This is a genomic window from Candidatus Paracaedibacter acanthamoebae (assembly GCF_000742835.1).
In the GTDB taxonomy this organism is placed as follows: domain Bacteria; phylum Pseudomonadota; class Alphaproteobacteria; order Paracaedibacterales; family Paracaedibacteraceae; genus Paracaedibacter; species Paracaedibacter acanthamoebae.
Map to the genome: position 1 here is coordinate 1,763,464 of NZ_CP008941.1, position 26,709 is coordinate 1,790,172.

General features: G+C 42.6%; 34 protein-coding genes. All 34 read right to left on the reverse strand.

Going from position 1 to position 26,709, the window contains the following annotated elements:
• Positions 1-133: 133 nt before the first annotated feature.
• The 34 genes from rplQ to rplL all read right to left on the reverse strand — a co-directional run bounded on the left by rplQ (position 134) and on the right by rplL (position 26,707).
• Positions 134-496: a 50S ribosomal protein L17 gene (rplQ, locus tag ID47_RS07945; RefSeq protein ID WP_038465407.1), complete on the reverse strand. Its 363-nt coding sequence runs from the start codon at positions 494-496 to the stop codon at positions 134-136.
• Between the two features lie 18 nt (positions 497-514).
• Positions 515-1,534: a DNA-directed RNA polymerase subunit alpha gene (locus ID47_RS07950; RefSeq protein ID WP_038465409.1), complete on the reverse strand. Its 1,020-nt coding sequence runs from the start codon at positions 1,532-1,534 to the stop codon at positions 515-517.
• Positions 1,535-1,566: 32 nt separating this feature from the next.
• Positions 1,567-1,959: a 30S ribosomal protein S11 gene (rpsK, locus tag ID47_RS07955; protein ID WP_038465411.1), complete on the reverse strand. Its 393-nt coding sequence runs from the start codon at positions 1,957-1,959 to the stop codon at positions 1,567-1,569.
• A 14-nt stretch (positions 1,960-1,973) separates the two neighbouring features.
• A complete protein-coding gene (rpsM, locus tag ID47_RS07960) occupies positions 1,974-2,351 on the reverse strand; it encodes a 30S ribosomal protein S13 (RefSeq protein WP_038465413.1) in 378 nt (125 codons plus the stop codon).
• A gap of 13 nt (positions 2,352-2,364) precedes the next feature.
• Positions 2,365-3,024, reverse strand: coding sequence for an adenylate kinase family protein (locus ID47_RS07965; RefSeq protein WP_038465415.1), 660 nt, complete (start codon positions 3,022-3,024; stop codon positions 2,365-2,367).
• Positions 3,024-4,370 carry a preprotein translocase subunit SecY gene (secY, locus tag ID47_RS07970; protein WP_038465417.1) on the reverse strand — a complete coding sequence of 449 codons (1,347 nt, stop codon included), beginning with the start codon at positions 4,368-4,370 and terminating at the stop codon, positions 3,024-3,026. Before secY ends, ID47_RS07965 begins: the two co-directional genes overlap by 1 nt.
• 19 nt (positions 4,371-4,389) lie before the next feature.
• The gene (rplO, locus tag ID47_RS07975; RefSeq protein WP_038467447.1) at positions 4,390-4,845 is read right to left on the reverse strand and encodes a 50S ribosomal protein L15; all 456 of its coding nucleotides are present in this window, start codon (positions 4,843-4,845) and stop codon (positions 4,390-4,392) included.
• Positions 4,846-4,862: 17 nt separating this feature from the next.
• Positions 4,863-5,063: a 50S ribosomal protein L30 gene (gene rpmD, locus ID47_RS07980; RefSeq protein ID WP_038465419.1), complete on the reverse strand. Its 201-nt coding sequence runs from the start codon at positions 5,061-5,063 to the stop codon at positions 4,863-4,865.
• Positions 5,064-5,065: 2 nt separating this feature from the next.
• Positions 5,066-5,611 carry a 30S ribosomal protein S5 gene (rpsE, locus tag ID47_RS07985; protein WP_038465420.1) on the reverse strand — a complete coding sequence of 182 codons (546 nt, stop codon included), beginning with the start codon at positions 5,609-5,611 and terminating at the stop codon, positions 5,066-5,068.
• A 9-nt stretch (positions 5,612-5,620) separates the two neighbouring features.
• Positions 5,621-5,980: a 50S ribosomal protein L18 gene (gene rplR, locus ID47_RS07990; protein ID WP_038465422.1), complete on the reverse strand. Its 360-nt coding sequence runs from the start codon at positions 5,978-5,980 to the stop codon at positions 5,621-5,623.
• A gap of 2 nt (positions 5,981-5,982) precedes the next feature.
• A complete protein-coding gene (rplF, locus tag ID47_RS07995; protein ID WP_038465424.1) occupies positions 5,983-6,516 on the reverse strand; it encodes a 50S ribosomal protein L6 in 534 nt (177 codons plus the stop codon).
• 13 nt (positions 6,517-6,529) lie between these two features.
• Positions 6,530-6,928: a 30S ribosomal protein S8 gene (gene rpsH / locus ID47_RS08000; protein ID WP_038465426.1), complete on the reverse strand. Its 399-nt coding sequence runs from the start codon at positions 6,926-6,928 to the stop codon at positions 6,530-6,532.
• A 4-nt stretch (positions 6,929-6,932) separates the two neighbouring features.
• Positions 6,933-7,238 (reverse strand): 30S ribosomal protein S14, encoded by a 306-nt coding sequence (gene rpsN / locus ID47_RS08005; RefSeq protein ID WP_038465428.1) that lies wholly within the window; start codon positions 7,236-7,238, stop codon positions 6,933-6,935.
• 11 nt (positions 7,239-7,249) lie between these two features.
• A complete protein-coding gene (rplE, locus tag ID47_RS08010; protein ID WP_038465430.1) occupies positions 7,250-7,789 on the reverse strand; it encodes a 50S ribosomal protein L5 in 540 nt (179 codons plus the stop codon).
• Positions 7,790-7,802: 13 nt separating this feature from the next.
• Positions 7,803-8,123, reverse strand: a complete 321-nt coding sequence (rplX, locus tag ID47_RS08015; RefSeq protein WP_038465432.1) for a 50S ribosomal protein L24 — start codon at positions 8,121-8,123, stop codon at positions 7,803-7,805.
• Complete coding sequence (rplN, locus tag ID47_RS08020; protein ID WP_038465434.1) at positions 8,123-8,491, reverse strand: 50S ribosomal protein L14; 369 nt, start codon at positions 8,489-8,491, stop codon at positions 8,123-8,125. Before rplN ends, rplX begins: the two co-directional genes overlap by 1 nt.
• 10 nt (positions 8,492-8,501) lie before the next feature.
• Positions 8,502-8,747, reverse strand: a complete 246-nt coding sequence (gene rpsQ / locus ID47_RS08025; RefSeq protein WP_038465436.1) for a 30S ribosomal protein S17 — start codon at positions 8,745-8,747, stop codon at positions 8,502-8,504.
• An 8-nt stretch (positions 8,748-8,755) separates the two neighbouring features.
• On the reverse strand, positions 8,756-8,947 hold the full coding sequence (gene rpmC / locus ID47_RS08030; RefSeq protein WP_038465438.1) for a 50S ribosomal protein L29: 192 nt from the start codon (positions 8,945-8,947) through the stop codon (positions 8,756-8,758).
• A gap of 8 nt (positions 8,948-8,955) precedes the next feature.
• Positions 8,956-9,366, reverse strand: coding sequence for a 50S ribosomal protein L16 (gene rplP, locus ID47_RS08035; RefSeq protein WP_038465440.1), 411 nt, complete (start codon positions 9,364-9,366; stop codon positions 8,956-8,958).
• Positions 9,367-9,392: 26 nt separating this feature from the next.
• Positions 9,393-10,070, reverse strand: a complete 678-nt coding sequence (rpsC, locus tag ID47_RS08040; RefSeq protein WP_038465442.1) for a 30S ribosomal protein S3 — start codon at positions 10,068-10,070, stop codon at positions 9,393-9,395.
• 2 nt (positions 10,071-10,072) lie between these two features.
• Complete coding sequence (gene rplV, locus ID47_RS08045) at positions 10,073-10,420, reverse strand: 50S ribosomal protein L22 (RefSeq protein ID WP_038465444.1); 348 nt, start codon at positions 10,418-10,420, stop codon at positions 10,073-10,075.
• A 5-nt stretch (positions 10,421-10,425) separates the two neighbouring features.
• Positions 10,426-10,704 carry a 30S ribosomal protein S19 gene (rpsS, locus tag ID47_RS08050; RefSeq protein ID WP_038465446.1) on the reverse strand — a complete coding sequence of 93 codons (279 nt, stop codon included), beginning with the start codon at positions 10,702-10,704 and terminating at the stop codon, positions 10,426-10,428.
• Positions 10,705-10,716: 12 nt separating this feature from the next.
• On the reverse strand, positions 10,717-11,532 hold the full coding sequence (gene rplB / locus ID47_RS08055) for a 50S ribosomal protein L2 (RefSeq protein ID WP_038465448.1): 816 nt from the start codon (positions 11,530-11,532) through the stop codon (positions 10,717-10,719).
• 4 nt (positions 11,533-11,536) lie between these two features.
• The gene (locus ID47_RS08060) at positions 11,537-11,845 is read right to left on the reverse strand and encodes a 50S ribosomal protein L23 (RefSeq protein WP_038465450.1); all 309 of its coding nucleotides are present in this window, start codon (positions 11,843-11,845) and stop codon (positions 11,537-11,539) included.
• Positions 11,842-12,465 carry a 50S ribosomal protein L4 gene (gene rplD / locus ID47_RS08065; RefSeq protein ID WP_038465452.1) on the reverse strand — a complete coding sequence of 208 codons (624 nt, stop codon included), beginning with the start codon at positions 12,463-12,465 and terminating at the stop codon, positions 11,842-11,844. The genes ID47_RS08060 and rplD overlap by 4 nt, the downstream gene beginning before the upstream one ends.
• A 32-nt stretch (positions 12,466-12,497) precedes the next feature.
• On the reverse strand, positions 12,498-13,139 hold the full coding sequence (gene rplC, locus ID47_RS08070; protein WP_038465454.1) for a 50S ribosomal protein L3: 642 nt from the start codon (positions 13,137-13,139) through the stop codon (positions 12,498-12,500).
• 14 nt (positions 13,140-13,153) lie between these two features.
• A complete protein-coding gene (gene rpsJ / locus ID47_RS08075; RefSeq protein ID WP_038465456.1) occupies positions 13,154-13,462 on the reverse strand; it encodes a 30S ribosomal protein S10 in 309 nt (102 codons plus the stop codon).
• 61 nt (positions 13,463-13,523) lie between these two features.
• Positions 13,524-14,714: an elongation factor Tu gene (gene tuf / locus ID47_RS08080; RefSeq protein WP_038465458.1), complete on the reverse strand. Its 1,191-nt coding sequence runs from the start codon at positions 14,712-14,714 to the stop codon at positions 13,524-13,526.
• 30 nt (positions 14,715-14,744) lie between these two features.
• Complete coding sequence (fusA, locus tag ID47_RS08085) at positions 14,745-16,820, reverse strand: elongation factor G (protein ID WP_038465460.1); 2,076 nt, start codon at positions 16,818-16,820, stop codon at positions 14,745-14,747.
• 19 nt (positions 16,821-16,839) lie between these two features.
• The gene (rpsG, locus tag ID47_RS08090; protein ID WP_038465462.1) at positions 16,840-17,310 is read right to left on the reverse strand and encodes a 30S ribosomal protein S7; all 471 of its coding nucleotides are present in this window, start codon (positions 17,308-17,310) and stop codon (positions 16,840-16,842) included.
• 18 nt (positions 17,311-17,328) lie between these two features.
• Positions 17,329-17,700 carry a 30S ribosomal protein S12 gene (gene rpsL / locus ID47_RS08095; RefSeq protein WP_010299423.1) on the reverse strand — a complete coding sequence of 124 codons (372 nt, stop codon included), beginning with the start codon at positions 17,698-17,700 and terminating at the stop codon, positions 17,329-17,331.
• 139 nt (positions 17,701-17,839) lie between these two features.
• The gene (rpoC, locus tag ID47_RS08100) at positions 17,840-22,000 is read right to left on the reverse strand and encodes a DNA-directed RNA polymerase subunit beta' (RefSeq protein WP_038465466.1); all 4,161 of its coding nucleotides are present in this window, start codon (positions 21,998-22,000) and stop codon (positions 17,840-17,842) included.
• 24 nt (positions 22,001-22,024) lie between these two features.
• Positions 22,025-26,194, reverse strand: a complete 4,170-nt coding sequence (gene rpoB / locus ID47_RS08105; protein ID WP_038465468.1) for a DNA-directed RNA polymerase subunit beta — start codon at positions 26,192-26,194, stop codon at positions 22,025-22,027.
• Between the two features lie 141 nt (positions 26,195-26,335).
• The gene (gene rplL, locus ID47_RS08110; RefSeq protein WP_038465470.1) at positions 26,336-26,707 is read right to left on the reverse strand and encodes a 50S ribosomal protein L7/L12; all 372 of its coding nucleotides are present in this window, start codon (positions 26,705-26,707) and stop codon (positions 26,336-26,338) included.
• Between the last annotated feature and the right edge of the window lie 2 nt (positions 26,708-26,709).

Genomic DNA, 26,709 nt, shown 5'->3' on the forward strand with positions numbered 1-26,709 from the left:
TACGCAACAACGCCACAAATCTCTTTACCATTCAATCGAATAAAGTAATGAGTTATAATTTTGATTTTAAAGTACTCAAACATAAAAAAGGGCGATAGTATATCGCCCTTTTTAAATACTATCTTTAAGGATATTATTTTGCTTGATCAACAAACTCAATAACAGCCATTGGAGCGTTGTCACCATAACGGAAACCGTGCTTCATAATGCGCGTATAGCCACCCTGACGACCTGCAAAACGGCCAGCAAGTTCGTTGGCTAACTTTGCCGCATGGGATTCACTCCGAAGTCGTGATGCCAAGATACGACGTGAATGTAGATCACCTTTCTTCGCAATAGTAATCAATTTTTCGATTACCGGACGAAGATCTTTTGCCTTAGGCAAAGTTGTTACAATTTGTTCACGTTCAATCAAAGCTTGGCAAAGGTTTGCAAACATTGCTTTTCTGTGAGAACTTGTTCTATTAAATTTACGACCACTTATACCGTGTCTCATTTTTTACTCCAAAAATTCTTAATTAAAAGGATCTTCTAATTTCTTTGTTAGCTCTTCGATATTTTCTGGTGGCCAATTAGGAATAATCATTCCTAATGTTAATCCCATAGTTTCAAGAACTTCACGTATTTCATTCAAAGACTTACGCCCAAAGTTAGGTGTCCGCAACATTTCATGCTCTGACTTTTGAACAAGATCACCAATATAGATGATATTTTCATTCTTGAGGCAGTTTGCTGACCGTACTGACAATTCTAACTCATCTACTTTTCTCAAAAGATTTGGATTGAATGGTAATTCAATTTTACTTTCTTTTTTATCAGCTGCCTTAGGCTCATCAAAATTGATAAAGCTATGCAGTTGATCTTGCATAATTCTAGCCGCTAAAGCGATAGCATCATCTGGCTTCAAGGATCCATCTGTGCTGATGTTCAAGATGAGCTTATCAAAGTCAGTTCTTTGCCCTACACGTGTAGGTTCAATTTTATAGCTTACCCGCTTTACTGGACTAAAGATTGCATCAATTGGAATTAATCCAATTGGCTTATCATCATGAGAAATGCTGTTTGCTGGAATATAACCTTTACCAGATTCAACAGTCATTTCCATTGAAAGCTTTGCACCTTCGTCTAAATGGCAGATAATAATGTCTTGATCAAGAATTTCAATTCCCGTAGGACACTCGATCTGACGCGCATAAACAGGCCCTTTACTGCTGGCAACAAGCTTAACTTTCTTAACGCCCTCAACTGTGCTACGAACACCAATCGTCTTAAGGTTAAGAATAATATCTGTTACATCTTCCATCACGCCAGGAATTGTAGAGAACTCGTGAAGAACACCCTCAATCTTAACAGATGTGAACGCAGCCCCTTGTAGCGATGACAAAAGAATGCGACGCAATGCGTTTCCTAAAGTTAGGCCGTACCCTCTTTCAAGAGGCTCAACAACGACATCAGCATGACGTAAATCAGGACTGCTGTATTTTACATCTAACTTATTCGGCTTAATTAACGCTTCCCAATTGTTTTGAAGCACTGGAATTCCCCACTAATTCTAATTAACAACAATTACACGCGACGACGCTTTGGCGCTCGGCATCCGTTATGTGGAATAGGTGTTACATCCTTAATTGACGTTACTTTGAAACCAGCCGCCTGCAATGCACGCAAGGCTGTTTCACGACCTGATCCAGGTCCCTTAACAAAAACAGAAATATCCTTTACACCATGTTCTGCTGCTTTCTTTGCTGCTTCATCTGCCGCAATTTGAGCCGCATAAGGTGTAGACTTACGAGAGCCTTTAAAGCCCATCGCACCAGCTGTGGACCATGAAATCGCGTTTCCTTTTTCGTCTGTAATTGTAACGATCGTGTTATTAAATGTTGCATTAATATGCGCCTGGGCGCTTACAACATTCTTTTTTTCACGACGCTTTACGCGCGATGTATTCTTTTGTGCCATTATCTACTCACTACTTACTTCTTAGCAATCTTTTTACCAGCAATCGGAACTGCTTTACCCTTACGTGTACGTGCATTAGTATGCGTCCGTTGACCACGAACGGGAAGCCCCTTACGATGGCGCAAACCACGATAGCAACCTAAGTCCATTAAACGTTTAATGTTCATTGAAACTTCTCGACGAAGATCACCTTCAACAAGATAGTCAGCGTCAATAATTTCACGAATACGCAAGACTTCTTGATCTGATAACTCGTTAACGCGCTTTGATTCATCAACGCCTAACTTGGCTACAATTTCTTTAGCCTTAATTTTTCCAATACCATAAATATACGTAAGCGCAATAATAACTCGCTTTTGTGTTGGTATGTTTACACCAGCAATACGTGCCACTGCCTAGTTCTCCCTATATTATAAAACCCGCCTGAGTCAGACAACTTTTTAAATCATTATTTACTGACACAGGATCTTTTGATGCATCAAGATCTTTCACTAAACCTTTTTGCCTATAATAATCACAAACGGCCTGGGTTTGATCTAAATACGTTCTTACCCTATTCTTAAGAACATCCGGCTGATCATCAGTGCGGCGAACAAATTCTAAACCACCACAACGATCACACGCGCCATCCTTAAGCGGACGCTTATTTGTGTCGTGATAAACTGCACCACATTCCTTGCAGGAATATCGCCCAGAGATACGCTCAATCAATTGACTGAGATCCACATTTAGATTGACAACAAGACCAACATTTTCTCTTTTTACACTAAGAAGGGTATTAAATGCAAGCACTTGATTCATTGTTCTGGGAAAACCATCACAAATAATTTGCTCACCTTCATGTAGATCAAGTTGTTTCTCAATTAAACTCATGATAATATCATCGCTCGGAAATTCTCCGTGCGACATAATATCCTTTACAATGCCCCCAATTTCAGTACCTTCTGCAACTTCATTACGCAGAAGATCACCTGTAGAAATATGAACAAAATGCCCACTATTCCGAAGCAAATCTGATTGAGTTCCTTTTCCCGACCCTGGCGGCCCAAATAAAACCAGTATCATTATAGCTTACCTTTAAGTTTAGCTTTCTTAATAAGCCCTTCATATTGGTGAGCAACCAAGTGGGATTGCATTTGACTAATTGTGTCGATAGTTACACTCACAACGATTAAGATACTCGTTCCTCCAAAATAAAACGGTAATGCTACTTTAGATAAAACAAGTTCAGGCAATAAACAAATTGATGCTAAATACAATGCCCCAATAACTGTCAACCGTGTCAAAATGTAATCGATATAATCAGCAGTCGCTTTACCAGGTCGGATGCCTGGAATAAAACTTCCCATCTTTCTTAAGTTTTCAGCAGTCTCAGTTGGGTTGAAAACAATTGCTGTATAAAAGAAAGCAAAGAAAATAATTAAAGCAGTCGAACATAGCATATAAAGTGGCTTACCGTGCGCCATGTATGTGGAAATCATTCCCATGATTGAATCCGGATCCATTGTCCCCGAAAAACCAGCAATAGTTGCCGGGAACAGCAATAAAGAGTTCGCAAAAATAGGAGGAATAACGCCAGAGCTATTCAACTTCAATGGCAAATGGCTTGTTTGTGCAGTAGCAGGTCGATCGGCAGCTACTTGTCGTTTAGGATACTGGATTAGGATCCGACGCTGAGCCTTTTCCATAAAGACCACATAAGCGATAACAGCAGCAACCATTGCCAAAATCAAGAAAAGAACCCAAGTCTTGATTGCTCCTTGTTCTGCTGCCACAAAGGTTTTGTAAAAAGACTGAGGAAGGTTAGCAACAATACCTGAATAAATAATAAGGGATGTCCCATTTCCTAATCCACGACTTGTGATCTGTTCCCCCAACCACATGATAAATAAGGTACCACCAGTGAGTGTAACAATAGTCGAAAACTTGAACAAAAAACCTGGATTCAAGACAGCAGATCCTACACCAACGGTCATCTTCTCTAAGCCAACAGCAATACCAAATGCTTGAATTGATGCCAGCAAAACAGTACCATATCGTGTATATTGGTTTAATTTTTTGCGACCAGACTCCCCTTCCTTTTTCAGGGCTTCCAAGTGAGGCGAGACTGACGTCATGAGCTGAACAATAATGCTCGCAGATATATAGGGCATGATGTTCAGTGCAAATATGGTCATACGGCTGATTGCGCCGCCTGAGAACATATCTAAAATTCCAAAAATGCCACCAGAGTTCGCAGCTGCAAACTCTTGGATAACAGTTGGGTTAATTCCTGGTAAAGGAATATAGGTACCAAATCGATAAACGATCAGTGCTAACAATGTAAAATAAATTCGCTTTTTTAGATCGTCTGCTTTAGAAAAAGTAGATAAACTAAAACCTGAAGCGAGTTGTTCAACAGCTGATGACATTTGGTACCTTACCCCTTAATTATGCAATTACAATCTTACCACCAAGTTTTTCAACTTGCGCAGATGCATTTTTTGTCGTCCGAGTCACTTCGAAAGAAACCTTCTCTTTAAGTATGCCTGTCGAAACTAATGAAACAGCATCATACCACTTCTTCATGACCCCAGCTTGAATCAAAAAGTTGCGATCTACTGTATCACCAGCCTTAACCAATCCATTTGCCAATAAGACATTTACTTTATCGAAAGTTAATTCAAAATACTTTGATGCATGAATATTGTTAAACCCACGCTTTGGCAGACGACGGTAGATAGGGTTTTGACCACCTTCAAATCCATTAATCGCCACACCTGACCGTGCTGTTTGACCTTTACCACCGCGACCACAAGTCTTACCTAGTCCGGAACCAATCCCTCGACCAACAATCCTGCGACGAGTGCGAGCACCTTTATTGTCTCTAATATCAATTAATCTAATAGTCATTGCTCTAAACCTTACTCTACGACTGTAACCATATGTTGCAGACGCGTAATCAACCCACGAACTGCTGGTGTATCTTGAAGTTCCCGAACGCGGTTAATTTTTCCGAGTCCGAGTGATTTCAAGTACAATCTCTGGATGCCATCACGGCGAATTGGACTACCAATTTGCTTAACTTTAATAGTACCAGCTGTTTCTTTTTTCTTACCAGCCATTATTATCTCCTTGCCATGGACGCATCGCGACGAGCGACGATCTCAGGAATTTTACGACCGAGCTTTGTAGCCACATCACGCGGTGAAGAGACATTAACCAAAGCATCAAATGTCGCACGAACAACGTTGTAGTAGTTAGAGGTGCCAACAGACTTGCTGACAACGTCTTGAATACCAACGGATTCAAAAACTGCGCGCATTGGCCCACCAGCAATGATACCTGTACCAGCAGGTGCTGCACGAAGGTAAACACGACCTGCTCCGAAGTGTCCCGTCAAATCATGATGAATTGTACGGCCTTCACGTAAGGGGACGCGAATCATGGAGCGACGAGCTTGTTCAGAGGCTTTCCGAACTGCGTCTGGAACTTCTCTGGCTTTACCAGAGCCAAATCCAACGCGTCCTTTACCATCACCAATAACGACAAGAGCTGTGAAGCGTAGGTTTTTACCACCTTTAACAACTTTTGTAACCCGACGAACGCTAACGAGCTTTTCAATAAATTCAACTTCTTCGCGCTGTTTTTCTGTATTTGTATTTTTAGCCATGACCCTACCCTAAAAGCTCAAACCAGATTCGCGAGCCGCATCGGCAATTGCCTTAATACGACCATGGAATTTATAGCCTGAGCGATCAAAAACCACTTCTTTAATTCCTGCTTTCGTTGCGCGTTCGGCAATCAGCTTTCCAACTAATTTAGCTGCCTCAACATTCGAACTGCTCTTAAGATCTGCTTTTGCTGCAGACTCAAGAGTAGAGGCTGATGCCACAGTAACGGACTTAACGTCATCAATTACTTGAACGTACAAATATTTATTTGTGCGATGCACTGTAAGTCTTGGTTTTCCAGAACTTACCTTACGCAATTTAGAACGAATACGTTCTTTGCGTCGCGTATGTAGATCTACTTTAGCCATTGCTACTTCTTCTTACCTTCTTTTCTAAGAACAAATTCGCCATTCCGAATAATACCTTTACCTTTATAAGGCTCTGGTCGCCGGTAGGCGCGAATTTCTGCTGCAACCTGCCCTACTAACTGACGATCGAAACCGCTAATCGTTAGGGATGTTGGCTTGTCAGACTTTGCAGTAATCCCTGCAGGCAGATCATAAACTATGTCATGACTAAAACCTAATTGCAAGTTAACTTTATTCCCCTGAACGTTTGCACGATATCCAACGCCGATTAATTCTAGATTAACGTCAACGCCATTTGTTACATCACTAACCATGTTAGCAACGCGGCGTTGAACTGTCCCCCAGTTAATACGAGCTGTTTTTGAGTCGTTCGCAGGTTGAACCTGAACAACACCATCTTGATTCGTTACTGTAACCACATCAAGATATTTCATAGAAAGCTTACCAAGCTTGCCGGATACCTCTACTGTATTATTGGCAATAGCTACGTTTACTCCTGCGGGCAATTTAATTGGTGTTTTACCTACACGTGACATTGATGGCTACTCCTTAATAAACTTTGCAAAGAACTTCGCCGCCGATGCCTTGCTCTTTTGCTTCAACATCGGTCATAACACCTTTGGGAGTTGAAACAATATAAATACCAAGACCGCTCATGAAAGCACCCAAATCCTTAGATGGAGAGTAAACTCTCAATCCTGGTTTAGAAACTCGCTGAATAATCTCGATAACGGGCAAGCCGTCGTGATACTTAAGCTCTATATCTATATTTTCGATACCAGCACGAACTTGTTCTGTACTGTAGCCACGAATGTAGCCTTCTTTTTGAAGGACATCCAAAACTGCTCTTCTTGCTTTTGAATTAGGAGACTTAACAGATGATTTACCTGCTCGTTGACCATTGCGGATGCGAGTCAACATATCTCCAATTGGATCATTTACAATCATAATATTACCAACTTGACTTAGTTAAACCTGGAATTAACCCAAGAGAACCCAACTCACGAAGGGCAATTCTTGACATTCTAAACTTGCGATAAAAAGCTCTCGGACGACCTGTAACTTCACAACGATTGCGGAAGCGGATCTTGGAGCTATTGCGGGGCAATTCAGATAACTTTATTGTTGCTTGAATTCTCTCATCCAAAGAAACTTCCTTATTGGAAATAATTTCCTTTAGTTTCTCACGGCGAGCTGCAAACTTTTGCGCCATCTTCTGACGGCGGTTGTTTGTATTTATTGAACTTAAACGTGCCATTGTTTCTACCCTTAGTTATAGAACGGGACATTAAGCTCTTTCAATAGAGCCTTTGCCTCTTTGTCTGTCTTAGCTGTTGTACAAACAATTATATCCATACCACGAACTTTATCAACCTTATCATAGTTAATTTCAGGAAAAATAATTTGTTCTTTGACACCCAAGGCATAGTTACCTTTTCCATCAAAGCTTTTCCCAGAGACACCGCGGAAGTCCCGGACCCGGGGAAGAGCAATTGTAACCAATCGATCAAAGAACTCATACATTCTATCACGACGCAAAGTCACCTTTGCTCCAATAGCCATTCCTTCACGAAGTTTGAAGCCAGCTATTGATTTCTTAGCCCGAGTAATAACAGGCTTTTGACCTGTAATTGCTGTCAATTCATCAACTGCCGCTTGAAGTTTTTTACTATCTTGAGCTGCTTCGCCGATACACATATTGACGACGATCTTTTCAAGCTTTGGAACTTGGTGAAGATTTTTGTAATCAAAGTCTTTCATCAGCTTTGATACAATTTTATCTTTATATTCTTTATAAAGGCGTGTCATAACTGCCATTACCTCATATTATTTCGCCGCTTTTTTTAGCAAAGCGAACTTTTGAACCATCCTTCTGAATCTTAAAACCAACCTTAGACGGTTGTTCTGTTTTAGGATCTAGCAATGCGACATTGGAAACATGGATTTTAGATTCCTTTTGTTCGATTCCCCCTGCACTGTATTGAGTTGGCTTAACATGTTTTTTAACAACATTTACCCCTTCAACAATAAGAGCAGAATCTTCCTTGAGAACCTTTAATACAGTTCCAATTTTTCCCTTATCCCGACCTGTACGAACGATAACTTTATCGCCCTTTTTAACTTTTAATTTTACTGCAGTCATTAGAGCACCTCTGGCGCCAAGGAAATAATTTTCATATATCCCTGGTTTCTTAATTCACGTGTTACTGGGCCAAAAATACGTGTTCCGATCGGCTCATTCTGTTTATTAATGAGCACTGCAGCGTTTGTATCAAAACTAATTTCGCTACCGTCAGCACGCTTAATACACTGTTTTGTACGAACAATAACAGCTTTATGGACATCACCCTTTTTCACTTTACCTTTAGGCAAAGCGTCTTTGATGGAAACGACAATAATGTCACCCACAGACGCATAGCGTCTTTTTGAGCCTCCAAGAACTTTAATGCATTGAACTTGCTTTGCACCAGAGTTATCAGCTACTTCCAATCTTGTTTCAGTTTGAATCATTGCCTACTCCTTATGCACTAGCTTGATCAGTGTAAAGAACTTGCCATCTTTTTGATTTTGAGAATGGACGACTTTCTTCGATCCGAATCTTATCACCAATCTTATAGATGTTCTTTTCATCATGGGCCGCATACTTTGCTGATCGCATAATATACTTTTTATATACTGGATGTTTTACTCGCTTTTCAACCCGAACAACAACAGTCTTATCATTCGCATCGCTTACAACAACACCTTCGAAAATTCTACGTGGCATTTTTACCTCTACTTCACTTTTTTCTGAGCAAGGTGCATCATAATACGAGCAACGTCCCGACGATTCTTTCTAATAACAGAAGAATTCGTCAACTGACCCATACTCTTTTGGATGCGGAGACCTAGAAGCTCTTTTTTAGTTGACTGAAGTGAATCATACAATTCACTTACTGATTTATTATTAAAATCTTGTTTTTTCATGATATACCTCAGCCAATTCTTCTAACAAAACGTGTTGCAATTGGTAATTTCGCAGAAGCGAGCTCAAAAGCCTTTTCAGCCACTTCGGGCAAGACTCCATCAAGTTCAAACAAAATTTTTCCAGGCTTCACGCGGCAAACCCAGTATTCAGGACTTCCTTTACCACTACCCATACGGACTTCGGCAGGCTTTGTTGAAACTGGAACATCAGGAAATACACGGATCCATACTTTACCAACACGACGGATGTGACGTGTGATTGCACGACGTGCAGACTCAATTTGACGGGCAGTCATACGGCAAGGCTCCATAGCCTTTAATCCATATGATCCGTAAGCTACATCTGTTCCTGCCTTGGCGTTTCCATGGATTCTTCCTTTAAACGCCTTACGATATTTAGTTCTTTTTGGAGACAACATCTCACTATTCCTCTATCTATTATATCTTATCGACCAGCAGGAGCTTCAGAAGCTTTTGCTTCTAACAAGTATGGATTCTTTTCCAGAATCTCGCCCTTGTAGACCCAAACTTTAATACCAATGATACCATAAGTTGTTTTGGCTTCTCTCAATGCATAATCCACATCAGAGCGAAGAGTATGCAACGGCACCCGACCTTCACGATACCATTCCATACGAGCAATTTCTGCACCACCTAGGCGGCCGGAACAATTAACTCGAATCCCCTGGGCTCCCAATCGAAGAGCAGACTGCATTGCACGCTTCATAGCACGACGGAATGAAACACGACGTTCAATTTGTTGAGCAATATTCTCAGCAATCAACTTAGCGTCGATTTCTGGTTTACGAACTTCAACCAAGTTAACAGTAACATCTGTGTTGGCGATATCACTTAGCTTCTTCCGAAGCTTATCAATATCAGCCCCCTTTTTTCCAATTAATACCCCTGGACGGGCAGTATGAATTGTCAAACGCGCTTTTTTGGCGAGTCGTTCGATAACGACTTTTGCGATTCCGGCTTGGGCCAAATTTTTCTGAATAAATTGGCGAATTTCCAAATCTTGGTGCAAGTTTGTTGCATAATCTTTTTTGGCAAACCAACGGGAATCCCAAAGTTTATTGATTCCAAGGCGCAAGCCAATTGGATTTACTTTTTGTCCCATGATTAAACCTCTTTCTCGGATACTTTAATTGTCAGATGGCTAAATGGCTTTTTGATACCAACGCCACGCCCTTTTGCTCGGGGGCTAAATCTTTTCAAAACGATGGATTGACCAACGCTTGCTTCGGTGACAACCAGTGTATCGATATCCAAACCATGGTTTGTCTCAGCGTTAGCAATTGCTGACGCCAAAGTTTTACGTACATCAATGGCTATTCTTTTTGGACTGAATGCTAAAACATCCAAAGCCTTAGCGACTTTCATTCCACGAATCATAGCTGCGACTAAATTTAGCTTGCGAGGACTTACACGGACATTACGCAAGATTGCTTTTGCTGTATTCTGTTCCATGATAATTAACCTCTTTTAGCTTTCTTGTCAGCGCCGTGGCCATAGAATGTGCGTGTCGGTGAAAATTCACCAAACTTATGACCAACCATGTTCTCTGTAACATAGACAGGAACAAATTTCTTTCCATTGTGCACACCAAAAGTGAGCCCCACAAATTGTGGGAGAATGGTAGAACGGCGAGACCACGTTTTAATAACGTCTTTACGTCCAGAGTTTTGAACAGCTTCAGCTTTCTTAAGCAAGTAACCGTCAAAAAATGGACCCTTCCAAACTGATCTTGGCACGAGTAGTCTCCGTTATTTACTTCTTTTTCTAATAATACTTTTCGTCGTACGCTTATTGGTACGAGTCTTTTTACCTTTTGTCGCAATACCCCAAGGCGTAACAGGGTGACGACCACCATTTGTACGACCACCATGCGGGTGATCCACAGGGTTCATAGCAATACCACGAACACATGGTCTCCATCCCAACCAACGGCTGCGACCTGCTTTACCATAGTTACGATTCTGGTGATCTGCATTTGACACTGCCCCTATTGTAGCATAACAATTGCCATTTACAAGTCTTACTTCACCGGACGACAATTTTACAATTGTATTAGATCCATCACGACCAGCAATCTGAACGTACGATCCAGCTGAACGAGCAATTTGTCCGCCTTTACCAATTTTGAGTTCCAAGTTATGAATAATAGTTCCAACTGGAATATTTTTCACAGGCATCGCGTTACCTGGCTTTACGTCTGCACTTTGGCTTGCAATAACCTTGTCACCGGCTTTAAGGCGTTGAGGTGCAAGAATATAGGCATGTTCACCATCTGTATACTTTATCAGAGCGATGAAAGCTGTACGATTGGGATCGTATTCTAACCGTAGAACTTCACCTTCTATGTCAAGCTTACGGCGTTTAAAATCAACAATACGATAGCGTTGTTTGTGACCACCACCGCGATTCCATGATGTAATACGTCCATGGTTATTACGGCCACCTGTACGCTTTTGACCTTCTGTCAATGCCTTAAACGGCTTACCGGCCCAAAGCTCAGAACGATCAACATTCACAAGCTGGCGTTGGGACGGAGTCGTCGGTTTATATGTCTTTAGAGCCATTATCTTATACTCCTGATGCCATATCTATGGTCTGACCTTTAGTCAACGTTATAAATGCTTTTTTCACATCTGAACGTTGTCCTTCACGACCACGAAAACGCTTTGTCTTACCTTTTTGAACAACTGTGTTAACAGCCTCAACCTTTACGTCATAAACAAGTTCAACGGCTTGTTTAATCTGTGGCTTTGTAGAATCACGAGAAACAACAAACGCTACTTGATTAACTTCAGAAAGACGTGTGGTTTTTTCTGTCACCAAAGGATAACGAATAACATCATATAGGTTGAAATTTACTTTATTATTCTTTGTCATTTCAGCCTCTCTTCAAGAGCCTTAACAGCGTCTTTCGTAACAATAAGTTTATCTTTACGCATAATGTCATAGACGTTTGCGCCGTTGTAAGGCAAAACATCAAACTTTTCTAAGTTAGCCGCAGCTTTTACAACTGGATTCTCAGAATTTGCAATTGCATCAATCAATAATGCGCTTGGAGACTGCAAAGCACCGATAACTTTTAGTAAATCTTTTGTCTTGCCTGAATCCACTTTAAAGGAATCCACAACAATTAATTCACCAGCTTGCATTTTTGCAGACAAAGCGATCTTCAACCCAAGCTTACGAACCTTCTTTGGGAGTGAATATGCATGCGAGCGAACAACCGGACCAAATACAACACAACCACCACGGAATTGAGCTTGACGTTTACTTCCGTGACGCGCATTACCTGTCCCTTTTTGGCGGTAGATCTTTTTCGTTGATCCTTTGACATCTCCGACTTCTTTGGTCTTATGGTTACCTGAACGACGCTTTGAAAGCTGCCATTCGATAACGCGGGAGAGAATATCAACACGTGGCTGAAGACCAAAAATTTCTGGGCTCAGCTCAATATTTCCGGCTTTTTTGGCCTCAATATTTACGACATCAATTTTCATTTTTTAACCTATTCTTTTTTCTGGCAATACCGTTATGCAGGCTTCTTAATAGCGTCACGGACATACACGATTCCACCTTGAGAACCAGGTACGCTACCACGAACAAAGATAAGGTTCTTTTCTGCATCTACACCATGAACGGTCAGGTTCATTTTAGTAACTCGACGAGCGCCCATATGACCAGCCATCTTCTTATTTTTAAAGACCTTACCAGGATCTTGACGGTTACCCGTGGAACCATGGCTACGGTGACTTACGGAAACACCGTGCGAAGCACGTAAACCACCAAAGTTATGGCGCTTCATTGCACCGGCAAAACCTTTACCGACGGATGTTCCAGTTACATCAATAAACTGTCCTTCTTTAAAATGATCAGCTTTAATTTCCAAACCTTGATCAAGAAGATTCTCAGAAGAAACTCTAAATTCTTTAATATGCGCACGTGGCTCAATTTCTTTTTTAGCAAAGAATTCGCGCATCGGTTTTGTTACATTATTTACTTTGGCTTTTTTAGAACCAATTTGGACGGCATCATAACCGTCTTTGGAATCAGCTGTTTTTTTGCCAACGACTATACAGTCGCTGACTTGGAGAACCGTGACTGGAACTAAAGTACCGTCAGCGGCAAAAAACTGCGTCATACCCACTTTTTCAGCGATAAGTCCAGTTCTCATTTGTCAAACCTATATTATAGTTTAATTTCAACATCAACACCCGCAGCCAGGTCTAGCTTCATCAAAGCATCAACTGTCTGTGGGAGCCAATCAACAATATCAATCAGACGCTTATGTGTTCTGATTTCAAATTGTTCACGTGACTTTTTGTCAATATGCGGAGAGCGGTTTACAGTAAAACGCTCGATTTGTGTTGGCAAAGGAATAGGGCCTCGTACTTTAGCGCCTGTGCGCTTTGCTGTACCAACAATTTCCTTAACCGACATGTCTAAAAGTCTATGATCATAGGCTTTTAGACGAATTCTTATACTCTGGCCTTCCATATTAAATAGCTCACTTTTCTTATGATTTCAAGGGGGAAATGCATCCCCCATCTATTAAAACTTATTTTACGATTTTAGCAACGACGCCCGCACCCACGGTACGACCACCTTCGCGAATCGCAAAGCGAAGACCCTCGTCCATCGCAATCGGCGCAATCAATTCAACGACCATACGAATGTTATCACCTGGCATAACCATTTCAACACCAGCTGGCAATTGGACTGTTCCGGTAACGTCTGTTGTCCGGAAGTAGAACTGTGGACGATAGTTGGTAAAGAATGGCGTATGGCGACCACCTTCTTCTTTTGTCAGAATGTAAGCTTCTGCTTCGAAGTTTGTATGCGGCGTAATCGTACCAGGAGCTGCCAAAACTTGACCACGCTCAACATCTTCACGCTTTGTTCCACGCAGAAGAACACCAACGTTATCACCGGCTTCCCCTTGATCCAAAAGCTTACGGAACATTTCAACACCAGTACAAGTTGTCTTAACGGTGTCTTTTAGACCAACGATTTCGATTTCTTCACCAACCTTAACAACACCACGCTCAACACGACCTGTAACAACAGTACCGCGACCAGAGATGGAGAAGACGTCTTCGATTGGCATCAAGAATGGACGATCTTTTGGACGTTCGGGTTGCGGAATATAGCTGTCAACAGCTTCCATCAACTTAAGAATCGCCTCACGACCAATTTCTGGATTCTTGTCTTCCAAAGCACAAAGAGCAGAACCACGGATAACGGGAATGTCATCGCCAGGGAAGTCATAAGAAGAAAGAAGTTCACGAACTTCTAATTCGACTAAGTCGAGAAGCTCAGCATCATCAACCATGTCAACTTTGTTCATGAAAACAACAAGAGCTGGAACACCAACTTGGCGAGCAAGAAGGATGTGTTCGCGGGTTTGTGGCATTGGACCATCAGCTGCGGAAACAACAAGAATAGCACCGTCCATTTGAGCCGCACCGGTGATCATGTTCTTAACATAGTCAGCGTGTCCTGGGCAGTCAACGTGGGCATAGTGACGATTGGTGGTTTCGTATTCAACGTGAGCGGTCGAAATCGTAATACCGCGAGCGCGCTCTTCTGGCGCTTTGTCGATTTGATCATAGGCGGTAAATGTTGCCCCACCTGTCTCTGCCAAAACCTTTGTAATTGCCGCTGTCAAAGACGTTTTACCATGGTCAACGTGACCGATAGTTCCGATATTGCAATGCGGCTTGTTTCTTTCAAACTTTGCTTTAGTCATTATTAAATCCTTTTGTCAAAACAGCAAAGGCTAGCTCGCCTTTGCTACAATTTCATCTGCTACGTGTTGTGGAACTTGTTCATAGTGGTCGAACTGCATTGTGAACTGTGCACGTCCTTGGCTCATAGAACGCAGTGTATTAACGTATCCGAACATACTTGCCAATGGAACCATTGCATTAATAACGCGAGCGTTCGCTCGTTGATCCATACTTGAAATTTGACCACGGCGGCTGTTTAAGTCACCGATAATGTCACCCATGTATTCCTCAGGGGTCACAACTTCAACTTTCATAATGGGCTCAAGCAAACGAGGGTTACACTTACCAATTCCCTCGCGGAAAGCAGCGCGTGCTGCGATTTCGAAAGCAAGAGCACTCGAGTCTACATCGTGGTAGGCACCATCAATCAATGTAGCCTTAAAGTCAATCAATGGGAAACCAGCGATAACACCATTATCCATGGCGGATACAAGACCTTTTTGAACGCCAGGGATGTATTCTTTCGGAACAGAGCCTCCAACGATTTTATTTTCAAAAATAAATCCTGAACCAGCTTCTAATGGTTCAAAAACAATCTTAACCCGACCAAACTGACCAGAACCACCTGATTGTTTTTTGTGAGTATAATCAACTTCAGCAAGTTTAGTAATGGTTTCACGATAGGCAACTTGCGGTGCACCGACGTTGGCTTCGACTTTAAACTCACGCCGCATACGGTCAACGATGATTTCAAGATGAAGTTCACCCATTCCTTTAATAACTGTTTGGCCACTTTCATTATCGCTCGTAACGCGGAATGATGGATCTTCGCTAGCCAAACGAGACAAGGCAAGACCCATTTTTTCTTGGTCAGCTTTTGTCTTTGGTTCAACAGCAACCTCAATAACCGGCTCTGGGAATTCCATACGCTCGAGGATAACTTGTTTCGAAGAATCGCAAAGGGTTTCACCCGTTGTTGTGTACTTCAACCCACATACAGCAACGATATCACCAGCATGAGCCTCAGAAATATCTTCCCGTGTATTGGCATGCATCAAAAGCATACGTCCCACACGTTCTTTTTGGTCCTTAACTGAGTTATGGATATAAGTACCGGTCTTAAGAACGCCTGAATAAATGCGAACGAATGTTAATGTCCCTACAAACGGGTCAGTCATAATCTTAAATGCCAAACCACTAAATGGTTCATCATCAGAGATCTTACGCACAATTTCAGTCTCACCGTCTACTGTCGTACCCTTAACTTCAACCAGATCATCTGGGGATGGCAAGTAGTCAATAACAGCGTCCAGGAGCGCCTGAACACCTTTATTTTTGAACGCACTACCACAAAGAACTGGAACAAACAAGCTTGCCAAAACACCTTTCCGGATAGCAGTCTTAATTTCTGCAACAGAAATTTCTTCGCCATTAAGGTAACGTTCTGTCAAAGCATCATCAGCTTCAACGGCTGTTTCAATTAATTTTGCGTGATATTCTTCAGCCTGAGCTTTAAGGTCTGCGGGAATTTCAACGACGTCAAACTTTGCCCCAAGAGAATCATCTTGCCAAATAAGAGCCTTCATGCTAAGGACGTCAACAACACCGACGAAGTCAGCTTCTGCGCCAATTGGAAGATACAGCACGAGTGGACGAGCTCCTAACCGCTCAACAATCATGTCAATGCAGCGGAAAAAGTTTGCACCCATACGGTCTAGTTTATTCACAAAACAAATGCGGGGAACGCCATACTTATCAGCTTGACGCCAAACAGTTTCAGATTGAGGTTCAACCCCCGCAACACCGTCAAAAACAGTAACAGCACCATCGAGCACGCGAAGACTGCGTTCAACTTCAATCGTAAAGTCAACGTGCCCTGGGGTGTCAATAATGTTGATACGATGATCATTCCAGAAACAGGTTGTAGCAGCTGACGTAATTGTAATACCGCGCTCTTGTTCCTGTTCCATCCAGTCCATGACGGCCGTACCTTCATGAACTTCACCAATTTTATATGATTTTCCTGTGTAATATAGAATGCGCTCAGTTGTTGTCGTTTTACCGGCATCAATGTGCGCCATAATACCTATATTGCGGTATTTAGAAAGGGGATGTGTTCTTGCCATCTAGTATTAACTCCCCTAATTACCAACGATAGTGAGCAAACGCACGGTTCGCTTCTGCCATTTTGTGAGTATCTTCACGCTTTTTAACAGCCGCACCGCGATTGTTAACTGCATCAAGTAATTCACCCGACAAACGATCAATCATTGTCTTTTCAGAACGCTTACGGGAGCTACCAATAATCCAGCGGAAAGCCAAAGCTTGGGCACGATCTGTACGCACATCGCAAGGAACTTGATACGTGGCGCCACCGACACGACGGCTACGGACTTCAAGGGATGGCTTAATGTTTTCTAGAGCTTCTTCAAAAATCTCTAGGGAGTTCTTACCACCCTTACCGTCGATTTTATCAAAAGCACCGTAGACGATTCTTTCAGCCACAGACTTTTTACCTTGGTACATAATGTTGTTAATAAATTTTGCAAGAACGATGCTATTAAATTTAGCATCAGGATTGATCTCTCTTTTTTCAGCCGCGCGACGACGTGACATGGTAACCTCTTATTCTCTTTACTTCGGACGCTTTGCGCCATATTTGGAGCGTGCTTGTTTACGATTTTTAACCCCTTGGGTGTCAAGTGTGCCACGAACGATGTGGTAACGCACACCAGGCAAGTCTTTTACACGACCGCCACGAATCATAACTACAGAGTGTTCTTGTAAGTTGTGACCTTCACCTGGAATATATCCAGTGACTTCAAATCCATTCGTTAGACGAATACGGGCAACCTTACGTAACGCCGAGTTAGGCTTTTTTGGAGTTGTTGTAAATACACGAGTACATACACCACGCTTTTGAGGGCAAGCCTCAAGAGCAGGAACCTTATTTCTCGAAACTTTCGGAGCGCGTGGCTTCCGGATAAGTTGGTTAATTGTAGGCATGTGCCTATCCCCTTTTCTTTTACCTATATTACTATTCACACTAATAGCTTGCCAAAACGCAAGGGCACCAGTATTTTCACACTAGTTTCCTTGAATAATAAGCATGCTTTGTTAATATGTCAACGACTTGTTGCTATATTTACGCATAAGTTGATGTTTTTTCAGCGTCATCACCGCCTGAAGACCTTGCTAAAAGAGTATCCTGATCTCGTTCACTCGCAAGTTTGCGTAAGTTTTTAATTACGCTACCTGTACCCGCTGGTATTAAACGACCCACAATCACATTTTCCTTTAAACCAATCAGATCATCTGTCTTTCCTGCAACTGCAGCTTCTGTTAGAACACGGGTTGTCTCTTGGAAAGATGCAGCAGAAATAAAGGATTTAGTTTGCAACGATGCTTTCGTTATACCTTGCAGAACTGGTAATCCTGTAGCTGGACGGAGGTTTTGCTCAATTGCTTGCGCATTGACCTTGAAGAACTCTTCTCGATCAATTTGCTCCCCACGCACCAAAATGGTTTCACCTGTATCATTAATTTCATACTTTTGAAGCATCTGACGCACAATAACTTCAATATGCTTATCGTTAATTTTAACACCTTGCAGGCGATAAACTTGTTGAATTTCGCTGACCAAGTAGCTGGCCAAAGCTTCAACCCCAAGCACGCGTAAGATATCATGTGGATCAGAATTACCATCAACCAACAAATCACCGCGCTTAACCATGTCACCTTCATGGACAGTGATATGGCGTCCCTTTGGAATCAAATATTCCATTGGTTCTAAATCATCATTTGCTGGAACGATAACAATGCGGCGCTTTGTTTTATAGTCTTTACCATATTCAACGCGACCATCAAATTCAGCGATAATGGCGGCATCACGTGGATGACGGGCTTCAAAAAGCTCAGATACACGAGGCAAACCACCCGTAATGTCTCTTGTTTTTGTCGTCTCCCGAGGCACACGAGCTAAAATATCACCAGCCTGAATTTCGGCATTATTTTCAACCGATAGAATTGCGTCAACTGATAAGAAGTAACGGGCTTCAATACCACTTCCAAGCAGCACTGGATTGCCTTTTTTATCGCGAATGCTAATCATCGGACGAAGATCAGAGCCGCGAGCTTGTTGCTTCCAGTCAACGACCACACGGTTTGAAATACCTGTTGATTCATCAGTTATTTCCCGTAACGACACCCCATCAACCAAATCCACATAGTGGCTGACACCAGATGCTTCAGAAATAATCGGAATCGTATACGGATCCCACTCAACAAGCTTTTGACCTTGTTGAACTTTATCCCCTTCTTTCACATGCATCCGTGATCCATATGGAATACGGTTGCGCCCCCGTTCACGGCCTTGATCATCCACAATCAATACTTCACAATTACGTGACAAGACCATGTCAGCACCAGAGCTACTGGTCACGATATTTTTGTTGCGGAATTGAATTGTACCTGCATGAACGGCTTCAATGCTGTTTTGTTCAGCACCACCTTGAGCAGCTCCCCCGATGTGGAAAGTACGCATGGTTAACTGAGTACCTGGCTCCCCAATGGATTGAGCCGCGATAACACCCACAGCCTCACCAGAGTTAACAAGAATACCACGGGCTAAGTCGCGACCATAACACCTTGAGCAGATACCATTTTTAGATTCACATGTTAAAACCGAGCGAATTTTTACAGTGTCAATGCCGGCTTTATCAATCTGGTCCAAAACATTTTCTTCGATCAATTCACCCGCTGCCCGAATTACCTCACCCGTTGCTGGATCTACGATATCAGTTGCAGCAGATCGCCCAAGAATTCTTTCCGACAATGAGGCAATAGTGTCTCCACCTTCCATCACAGCTGAAAGACTAATTCCATGGGATGTTCCACAATCAAGCTCAGTAATAATGCAATCCTGAGCAACGTCAACAAGACGACGCGTTAAATAACCAGAGTTTGCCGTTTTCAACGCTGTGTCAGCAAGCCCCTTACGGGCACCGTGCGTGGATGTAAAGTATTCGAGAACGTTCAACCCTTCTTTAAAGTTAGAAATAATTGGCGTTTCAATAATATCACCTGATGGACGAGCCATCAAACCACGCATACCAGCCAATTGTTTCATTTGAGCCACAGAACCACGCGCGCCAGAGTGAGCCATCATGTAGACAGAGTTTACATGCTCACCTGGCTTAGTCTTTGACATTGCCTTCATCATTTCTTCAGCCACGCGGTCAGTACATTGTGACCAAGCATCAACAACTTTGTTATACTTTTCGCCTTGGGTGATCAAACCATCCGCATACTGTTGTTCAAATTCAGAGACATAGGCTTTCGTTTCATCGATGAGACGTTTCTTTGTTTCAGGAATAATTAAATCATCCTTACCAAAGGAGATACCGCCCCTTGTTGCATACTGGAACCCAAGACCCATCAATCTGTCAACAAACAAAACGGTATCTTTTTGCCCACAATGACGATAAACCAAATCAACCAAGTTACCAATTTCTTTAGAGGTCAACTGGGTATTGATCAAGTCATAAGTGATGCGATCACTCTTAGGCAAAATTTGGCTAAGAATCAAACGCCCTGCTGTCGTTTCCAGACGTTTATGGATCACAGTACCATCCGCTTGATAGAACGGAACACGAGCTGTTATCTTGGTGTGCAGTTCAAGGAGCTTGTTTTGCAATGCATGTTCTGCTTCCGCCAAGGATGCAATAAGCATTCCTTCACCGGGCAAAGATTCACGCATTTGGGTTAAGTAATAAATACCCAAAACGATATCTTTAGACGGCACAATAATCGGACGACCATTTGCTGGGCTCAAGATGTTATTCGTTGACATCATAAGCACACGAGCTTCAAGCTGTGCTTCCAAAGACAACGGCACGTGAACCGCCATTTGGTCTCCATCAAAGTCCGCATTAAACGCAGCACAGACGAGAGGATGCAATTGAATTGCTTTACCTTCGATCAAGGTCGGCTCAAATGCTTGAATACCAAGCCTGTGGAGCGTTGGAGCGCGATTCAATAATACTGGGTGCTCCCGAATGACTTCTTCCAAAACATCCCATACCTCAGGACGTTCCTTTTCCACCATTCTCTTCGCAGCTTTCAAGGTGCTTGCTAAGCCATAACGTTCCAAGCGGGCATAAATAAAGGGTTTAAATAGCTCAAGAGCCATTTTCTTAGGCAACCCACATTGGTGAAGCTTCAACTCAGGACCAACCACGATCACTGAACGACCCGAATAGTCAACACGCTTACCAAGAAGGTTCTGACGGAAACGACCTTGTTTACCCTTAAGCATATCTGCCAAAGATTTCAATGGACGCTTGTTAGCACCGGCAATGGCACGGCCACGACGACCATTGTCGAATAAGGCGTCAACTGATTCTTGCAACATCCGCTTTTCGTTACGAACGATAATGTCAGGCGCCCGCAATTCAATAAGACGCTTCAAACGGTTGTTGCGGTTAATAACCCGACGATATAAATCGTTCAGATCACTGGTTGCAAACCGGCCTCCATCTAGCGGAACGAGAGGACGTAATTCCGGTGGAATCACAGGGATAACATCCATAACTAACCATTGCGGATTGGTATTTGATTCAATAAATGCTTCAAATAGCTTTAAGCGCTTAACCAACTTTTTACGACGCATCTCAGAAGAGGTTTCCAAAAGCTCTTCCCGCATTTCCTCCCGTTGAGTTTCAAGATTAATTTGCCCCAATAGACGCTTTAAAGCTTCTGCGCCGATACCGGCAGAAAACGCATCTTCACCATATTCGTCCTGAGCTCGGATATGCTCATCTTCTGAAATTAATTGTCCCTTACGATACGGAGTCATACCCGGGTCAATAATGACATAATTTTCAAAGTAAAGGACCCGATCAACATCTTTCAAAGCCATATCCAGTAAAAGAGCAACACGGCTTGGCAAAGACTTGGTAAACCAAATGTGTGCCACTGGGCAAGCAAGTTCAATATGCCCCATACGATCACGACGCACTTTACTCAAGGTGACTTCAACACCACATTTTTCACAAATGACGCCCCGATACTTCATGCGCTTATATTTACCGCACAAACATTCATAGTCTTTCACAGGCCCAAAAATGCGGGCACAGAACAAACCATCCCGTTCTGGTTTAAACGTACGGTAGTTGATGGTTTCTGGTTTTTTGACTTCACCGTAAGACCAAGAGCGAATTTGCTCTGGGCTTGCAATAGAAATCCGAATCGCTTCAAATCCAGGAGCAACCTCGCTGGTTTCGATTTTACGTAATACGTTATTCATCTTATTTTTCTCCGAAACTAATTTCTATTGCTCAAAGGACATATTCAAACCAAGGGAACGAAGCTCTTTCACAAGCACGTTAAATGACTCTGGAATACCAGCTTCCATGTTGTCATCACCACGAACAATCGCTTCATAAACCTTCGTCCGACCCGAAACGTCGTCTGACTTAACTGTCAGCATTTCTTGCAACGTATACGCCGCACCATATGCCTCCAGTGCCCAGACTTCCATTTCCCCGAACCTTTGACCACCAAACTGGGCCTTACCACCAAGAGGCTGTTGAGTCACTAAACTGTATGGACCAATAGAACGAGCATGGATCTTATCGTCCACCAAATGGTGAAGCTTCAACATATAGATATAGCCCACAGTTGTTGGACGATCCAAGCGCTCGCCAGTGCGGCCATCAATCAAATACTGTTGACCCGTTGTCGGAATTCCGCTGGCAATTAAGGCATCGGCAACATCTTGCTCAGAAGCCCCATCAAACACTGGTGTTGCAATCGGAATACCTCGCCGCAAATTCTGCCCAAGCTCAAGAACTTGCTCATCCGACATAGCATCAATATCTTTTCCATCGAGCTTATCACTGTAAACCTTTTTAAGCTCTGCTTTTAAATCCGCAACCTTCGCGCTATTATGCTGCAGTTTGGTTACCACATCATTAATTTGTTTGCTTAGGCCTGCGGCAGCGGCTCCCATATGGGTCTCAAGAATCTGACCAACGTTCATACGAGATGGCAACCCGAGTGGGTTCAAAATAATATCAAGTGTCGTTCCATCTTCAAGATGTGGCATATCTTCCAAAGGAACAATACGAGAAACAACGCCCTTATTTCCATGTCGACCCGCCATCTTGTCACCAGGTTGAATCTTACGCTTAACAGCAATAAAGACCTTTACCATTTTCAAGACACCAGGGGATAACTCGTCACCGGTCCGTAGCTTTTCGACTTTACCTTCAAACCATTCTTGCAACTTTGCAAAACCTTCATCAAGGTGACGTTTCATTGCTTCTACATGGCTCATGATCTCATCATTATCAATGATAAGTTGTTTCCACTGATGTTTTGGTACTTCTGCAAGAAGCTCTTCGGTAATCTTGTCGCCAGTTTTAACGCCCTTTGGAGCTGAAGTAATCTTATGCCCCATAATCAATTCTTCTAGGTTTTTATAGAAGTTACGTTCTAAAATGGCGCGCTCAGCATCGCGGTCTTTTGCCAAACGTTCAATTTCTTGACGTTCAATGGTCAAAGCACGCTCGTCCTTATCAACGCCTCGGCGGGAGAAAACGCGCACGTCCACGATAGTTCCCGCAATCCCAGGCGGAACTCTCAACGAGGTATCACGAACATCCGATGCTTTTTCACCAAAAATGGCTCTAAGAAGCTTTTCTTCTGGCGTCATTGGCGACTCACCCTTGGGTGTTACTTTACCCACCAAGATGTCACCAGCCTTAACTTCAGCACCAATATAAATGATACCTGCTTCATCCAGGCTGCGCAGAGCTTCTTCACCAACGTTTGGAATATCGCGTGTAATTTCTTCATTGCCAAGTTTGGTGTCACGCGCCATGACCTCAAATTCCTCAATGTGTATCGACGTAAAGACATCGTCTTGAGCAATTCTTTCTGATAAAATGATTGAGTCTTCGAAGTTATAACCTTGCCATGACATAAAGCCAACCAAGACGTTACGGCCTAAAGCTAATTCACCTAATTCAGTTGCAGGGCCATCCGCAATAACGTCACCTTTTCTAATAATGTCACCCTTCTTAACCAGCGGCTTTTGGTTAATACAAGTGCTCATATTTGAACGTTGGAATTTCTGTAGGTTATAAATGTCAACACCAACTGAATCATCCCCTTCTGTCCGTTCCGAGACACGAATAACAATTCGGCGACCGTCAACGCTGTCAACCACACCAGACCGTTTAGCCAGAACACAAGAACCGGAGTCTTTTGCAACGGTTGCTTCCATTCCCGTACCAACCAATGGCGCTTCGCATCGCAACAAAGGAACAGCTTGTCGTTGCATGTTTGATCCCATCAAAGCACGGTTTGCGTCATCATTCTCAAGGAAAGGAATCAACGATGCCGCTACAGAAACCAACTGCTTTGGAGAAACGTCAACAAGTGTAATATCTTCCCGAGGTTGGATAACGAATTCACCATTCTTACGACAGGTAACTAACTCGTCAGCAATACGACTCTCTTTATCCAAATTGATGTTTGCCTGAGCAATAATATGACGGGTTTCTTCCATCGCTGTTAGGTAAACGATTTCATTGGTGACCTTACCATCTTTAACTTTGCGGTAAGGACTTTCAATGAAGCCATATTGATTAACGCGGGCATAGGTCGCCAAAGAGTTAATCAAACCAATGTTTTGTCCTTCAGGCGTTTCAATTGGGCAAATACGGCCATAGTGGGTTGGATGAACGTCACGGACCTCGAAGCCAGCCCGATCACGCGTTAAGCCACCTGGTCCCAATGCTGACAAACGACGCTTGTGCGTAATTTCGGACAGCGGATTCGTTTGGTCCATAAATTGTGACAATTGTGATGAGCCAAAGAATTCACGAACAACAGCAGCAGCTGGTTTGGCATTAATCAAATCATGAGGCATCACTGTGTCGATTTCGACAGAGCTCATCCGCTCTTTAATCGCCCGTTCCATACGACTTAGGCCCACACGATATTGATTCTCAAGCAACTCACCAACAGCACGAACACGACGGTTACCCAAGTTATCGATATCGTCAATTTCGCCGCGCCCGTCTTTTAGCTCAAGAAGGCCCTTGAGAATTGCAATGATATCTTCCTTGCGAAGAATACGAATTGCATCGGAACACTCCATATCCAAACGGGCATTCATTTTCACACGGCCTACGGCTGATAAGTCATATTTTTCGGCATCAAAGAATAGGCCTGTGAATAAAGCTTCAGCACCTTCTAGGGTTGGGGGCTCACCCGGGCGCATCACACGGTAAATTTCAAACAGAGCTTCTTCTCTATTATACACTCGATCTGCAATTAGTGAGTTACGGAGGTAAGCGCCCACATTCACATTGTCAATTAAAAGGACCGGAATCTCTTTAAGATTAAAATTTTCTTCTAAAACAGTAATTGTCTTTAGCGTTAGCTCTTCACCTGCTTCAGCATAAATCTCACCGGTGGATTCATTGATAAATTCCCGAGCAAGGTAGAGACCTTCAAGATTTTCGCTATAAACTAAAATTTCTTTTAATCCATCGATAGCAAATTTCTTAGCCATACGCGGAGTAATTTTTGTTCCAGCTGTTGCAATAACAGTACCAGTTGAGGCATCAATAAGGTCCGACGTCAACTTAACGCCGCGCCAATTGTCAGGGTTATAAGTTGTCTTCCAACCCTTTTTGTGCTTAGCATAAGTTACTGTGACATAGAAAGCATTCAAGATTTCCTCACGCGACATTCCTGTCACTGAGTTTGCCGGCAGGGTTTCGCCTTTAGCTTCCGCTTCAGCGCGCTTTTGGGCCGTTTCTGCAGAATCTAACGCCATTAAGAAAGCTGTAATTGGTAACTTACGGCGTCTGTCAATGCGGACATGGATTAAATCTTTTGGATCAAACTCAAAGTCTAACCAAGAACCACGATATGGAACCACACGGGCAGCAAATAGATACTTCCCAGAAGAATGGCTCTTACCTTTATCATGATCAAAGAACACGCCAGGACTACGGTGCATCTGCGAGACAATAACACGCTCAACACCGTTAATGATGAAAGTTCCATTATCTGTCATCAACGGCATATCACCCATATAGACTTCTTGTTCTTTAATGTCTTTAATGGATTTTGCGCCTGTATCTTCGTCAATATCCCACACTACAAGTCTAAGTGTTAATTTGAGAGGGGCAGCATAGGTCAATCCCCGTTGACGGCATTCATCTTCATCATACTTTGGCTTATCAAAGTCGTATCTGAAATACTCTAGATGAGCTTTTCCGGAAAAATCAGTGATGGGAAAAGTTGTTTTGAACACTTCATGTAAGCCGATTTCTTCTCTTTTGTTATAGGCAACACTTTGTTGCAAAAACTTTTCATAAGAAGACTTCTGCAATTCAATCAAATTCGGCATTTTTGCTTCATCAGAAATGCGACCGAAGTTTTTACGAAATCTCTTCATTCCGGTAAAAGATCTTACCATTGATTCCCTCATTAAAAGTCTATTTAAAAATTAGTTATCTGTACAAACGACTAAACAACTCTTTGATACAGAATGATCCTCTGCATTAAAGAGTTGTCTGAAGGTAGGAGACCATCAAGGCCCCCTACAGATGCTGGAAGTTTATTTAACTTCAACTTTTGCACCAGCTTCTTCAAGCTGCTTTTTAAGCTTGTCGGCTTCGTCTTTATTAACGCCTGCTTTAACTGCTTTTGGAGCAGCTTCCACAAGATCCTTAGCTTCTTTAAGACCAAGACCAGTAACTTCACGAACAACTTTAATAACGTTAATCTTGTTTGCACCAGCATCAGTCAAAACAACGTCGAATTCTGTCTTTGCTTCAACAGCTTCAACAGGACCAGCAGCAGCAGCAACTGCTACAGGAGCAGCAGCTGTAACGCCCCAATGATCTTCAAGTTTCTTTGACAATTCAGCAGCTTCCAAAACTGTAAGTTTGGACAACTCTTCTACGATTTTATCTAGATTAGCAGACATTT

What these genes read in the sequence shown, in the direction of transcription:
- rpoC (WP_038465466.1), bottom strand. Translation starts at nt 22,000, where the DNA reads ATGAATAACGTATTACGTAAAATCGAAACCAGCGAGGTTGCTCCTGGA.
- ID47_RS08060 (WP_038465450.1), bottom strand. Translation starts at nt 11,845, where the DNA reads ATGACAAAGAATAATAAAGTAAATTTCAACCTATATGATGTTATTCGT.
- rpsQ (WP_038465436.1), bottom strand. Translation starts at nt 8,747, where the DNA reads ATGCCACGTAGAATTTTCGAAGGTGTTGTTGTAAGCGATGCGAATGAT.
- rplD (WP_038465452.1), bottom strand. Translation starts at nt 12,465, where the DNA reads ATGAAAATTGATGTCGTAAATATTGAGGCCAAAAAAGCCGGAAATATT.
- secY (WP_038465417.1), bottom strand. Translation starts at nt 4,370, where the DNA reads ATGTCATCAGCTGTTGAACAACTCGCTTCAGGTTTTAGTTTATCTACT.
- rplE (WP_038465430.1), bottom strand. Translation starts at nt 7,789, where the DNA reads ATGACACGCCTTTATAAAGAATATAAAGATAAAATTGTATCAAAGCTG.
- rpsK (WP_038465411.1), bottom strand. Translation starts at nt 1,959, where the DNA reads ATGGCACAAAAGAATACATCGCGCGTAAAGCGTCGTGAAAAAAAGAAT.
- rpsC (WP_038465442.1), bottom strand. Translation starts at nt 10,070, where the DNA reads ATGGGACAAAAAGTAAATCCAATTGGCTTGCGCCTTGGAATCAATAAA.
- rpsL (WP_010299423.1), bottom strand. Translation starts at nt 17,700, where the DNA reads ATGCCTACAATTAACCAACTTATCCGGAAGCCACGCGCTCCGAAAGTT.
- rplP (WP_038465440.1), bottom strand. Translation starts at nt 9,366, where the DNA reads ATGTTGTCTCCAAAAAGAACTAAATATCGTAAGGCGTTTAAAGGAAGA.
- rpsJ (WP_038465456.1), bottom strand. Translation starts at nt 13,462, where the DNA reads ATGGAAGGCCAGAGTATAAGAATTCGTCTAAAAGCCTATGATCATAGA.
- rpmC (WP_038465438.1), bottom strand. Translation starts at nt 8,947, where the DNA reads ATGAAAAAACAAGATTTTAATAATAAATCAGTAAGTGAATTGTATGAT.
- rplR (WP_038465422.1), bottom strand. Translation starts at nt 5,980, where the DNA reads ATGGCTAAAGTAGATCTACATACGCGACGCAAAGAACGTATTCGTTCT.
- fusA (WP_038465460.1), bottom strand. Translation starts at nt 16,820, where the DNA reads ATGGCAAGAACACATCCCCTTTCTAAATACCGCAATATAGGTATTATG.
- rpsE (WP_038465420.1), bottom strand. Translation starts at nt 5,611, where the DNA reads ATGGCTAAAAATACAAATACAGAAAAACAGCGCGAAGAAGTTGAATTT.
- rpsG (WP_038465462.1), bottom strand. Translation starts at nt 17,310, where the DNA reads ATGTCACGTCGTCGCGCGGCTGAAAAAAGAGAGATCAATCCTGATGCT.
- rpsH (WP_038465426.1), bottom strand. Translation starts at nt 6,928, where the DNA reads ATGATTGTAAATGATCCAATTGGAGATATGTTGACTCGCATCCGCAAT.
- ID47_RS07965 (WP_038465415.1), bottom strand. Translation starts at nt 3,024, where the DNA reads ATGATACTGGTTTTATTTGGGCCGCCAGGGTCGGGAAAAGGAACTCAA.
- rplF (WP_038465424.1), bottom strand. Translation starts at nt 6,516, where the DNA reads ATGTCACGTGTAGGTAAAACACCAATTAAATTGCCCGCAGGAGTAAAC.
- rplL (WP_038465470.1), bottom strand. Translation starts at nt 26,707, where the DNA reads ATGTCTGCTAATCTAGATAAAATCGTAGAAGAGTTGTCCAAACTTACA.
- tuf (WP_038465458.1), bottom strand. Translation starts at nt 14,714, where the DNA reads ATGACTAAAGCAAAGTTTGAAAGAAACAAGCCGCATTGCAATATCGGA.
- rplQ (WP_038465407.1), bottom strand. Translation starts at nt 496, where the DNA reads ATGAGACACGGTATAAGTGGTCGTAAATTTAATAGAACAAGTTCTCAC.
- rplV (WP_038465444.1), bottom strand. Translation starts at nt 10,420, where the DNA reads ATGGAACAGAATACAGCAAAAGCAATCTTGCGTAATGTCCGTGTAAGT.
- rpsN (WP_038465428.1), bottom strand. Translation starts at nt 7,238, where the DNA reads ATGGCACGTTTAAGTTCAATAAATACAAACAACCGCCGTCAGAAGATG.
- rpoB (WP_038465468.1), bottom strand. Translation starts at nt 26,194, where the DNA reads ATGGTAAGATCTTTTACCGGAATGAAGAGATTTCGTAAAAACTTCGGT.
- rplC (WP_038465454.1), bottom strand. Translation starts at nt 13,139, where the DNA reads ATGAGAACTGGACTTATCGCTGAAAAAGTGGGTATGACGCAGTTTTTT.
- rpmD (WP_038465419.1), bottom strand. Translation starts at nt 5,063, where the DNA reads ATGGCTGGTAAGAAAAAAGAAACAGCTGGTACTATTAAAGTTAAGCAA.
- rplN (WP_038465434.1), bottom strand. Translation starts at nt 8,491, where the DNA reads ATGATTCAAACTGAAACAAGATTGGAAGTAGCTGATAACTCTGGTGCA.
- rplX (WP_038465432.1), bottom strand. Translation starts at nt 8,123, where the DNA reads ATGACTGCAGTAAAATTAAAAGTTAAAAAGGGCGATAAAGTTATCGTT.
- rplB (WP_038465448.1), bottom strand. Translation starts at nt 11,532, where the DNA reads ATGGCTCTAAAGACATATAAACCGACGACTCCGTCCCAACGCCAGCTT.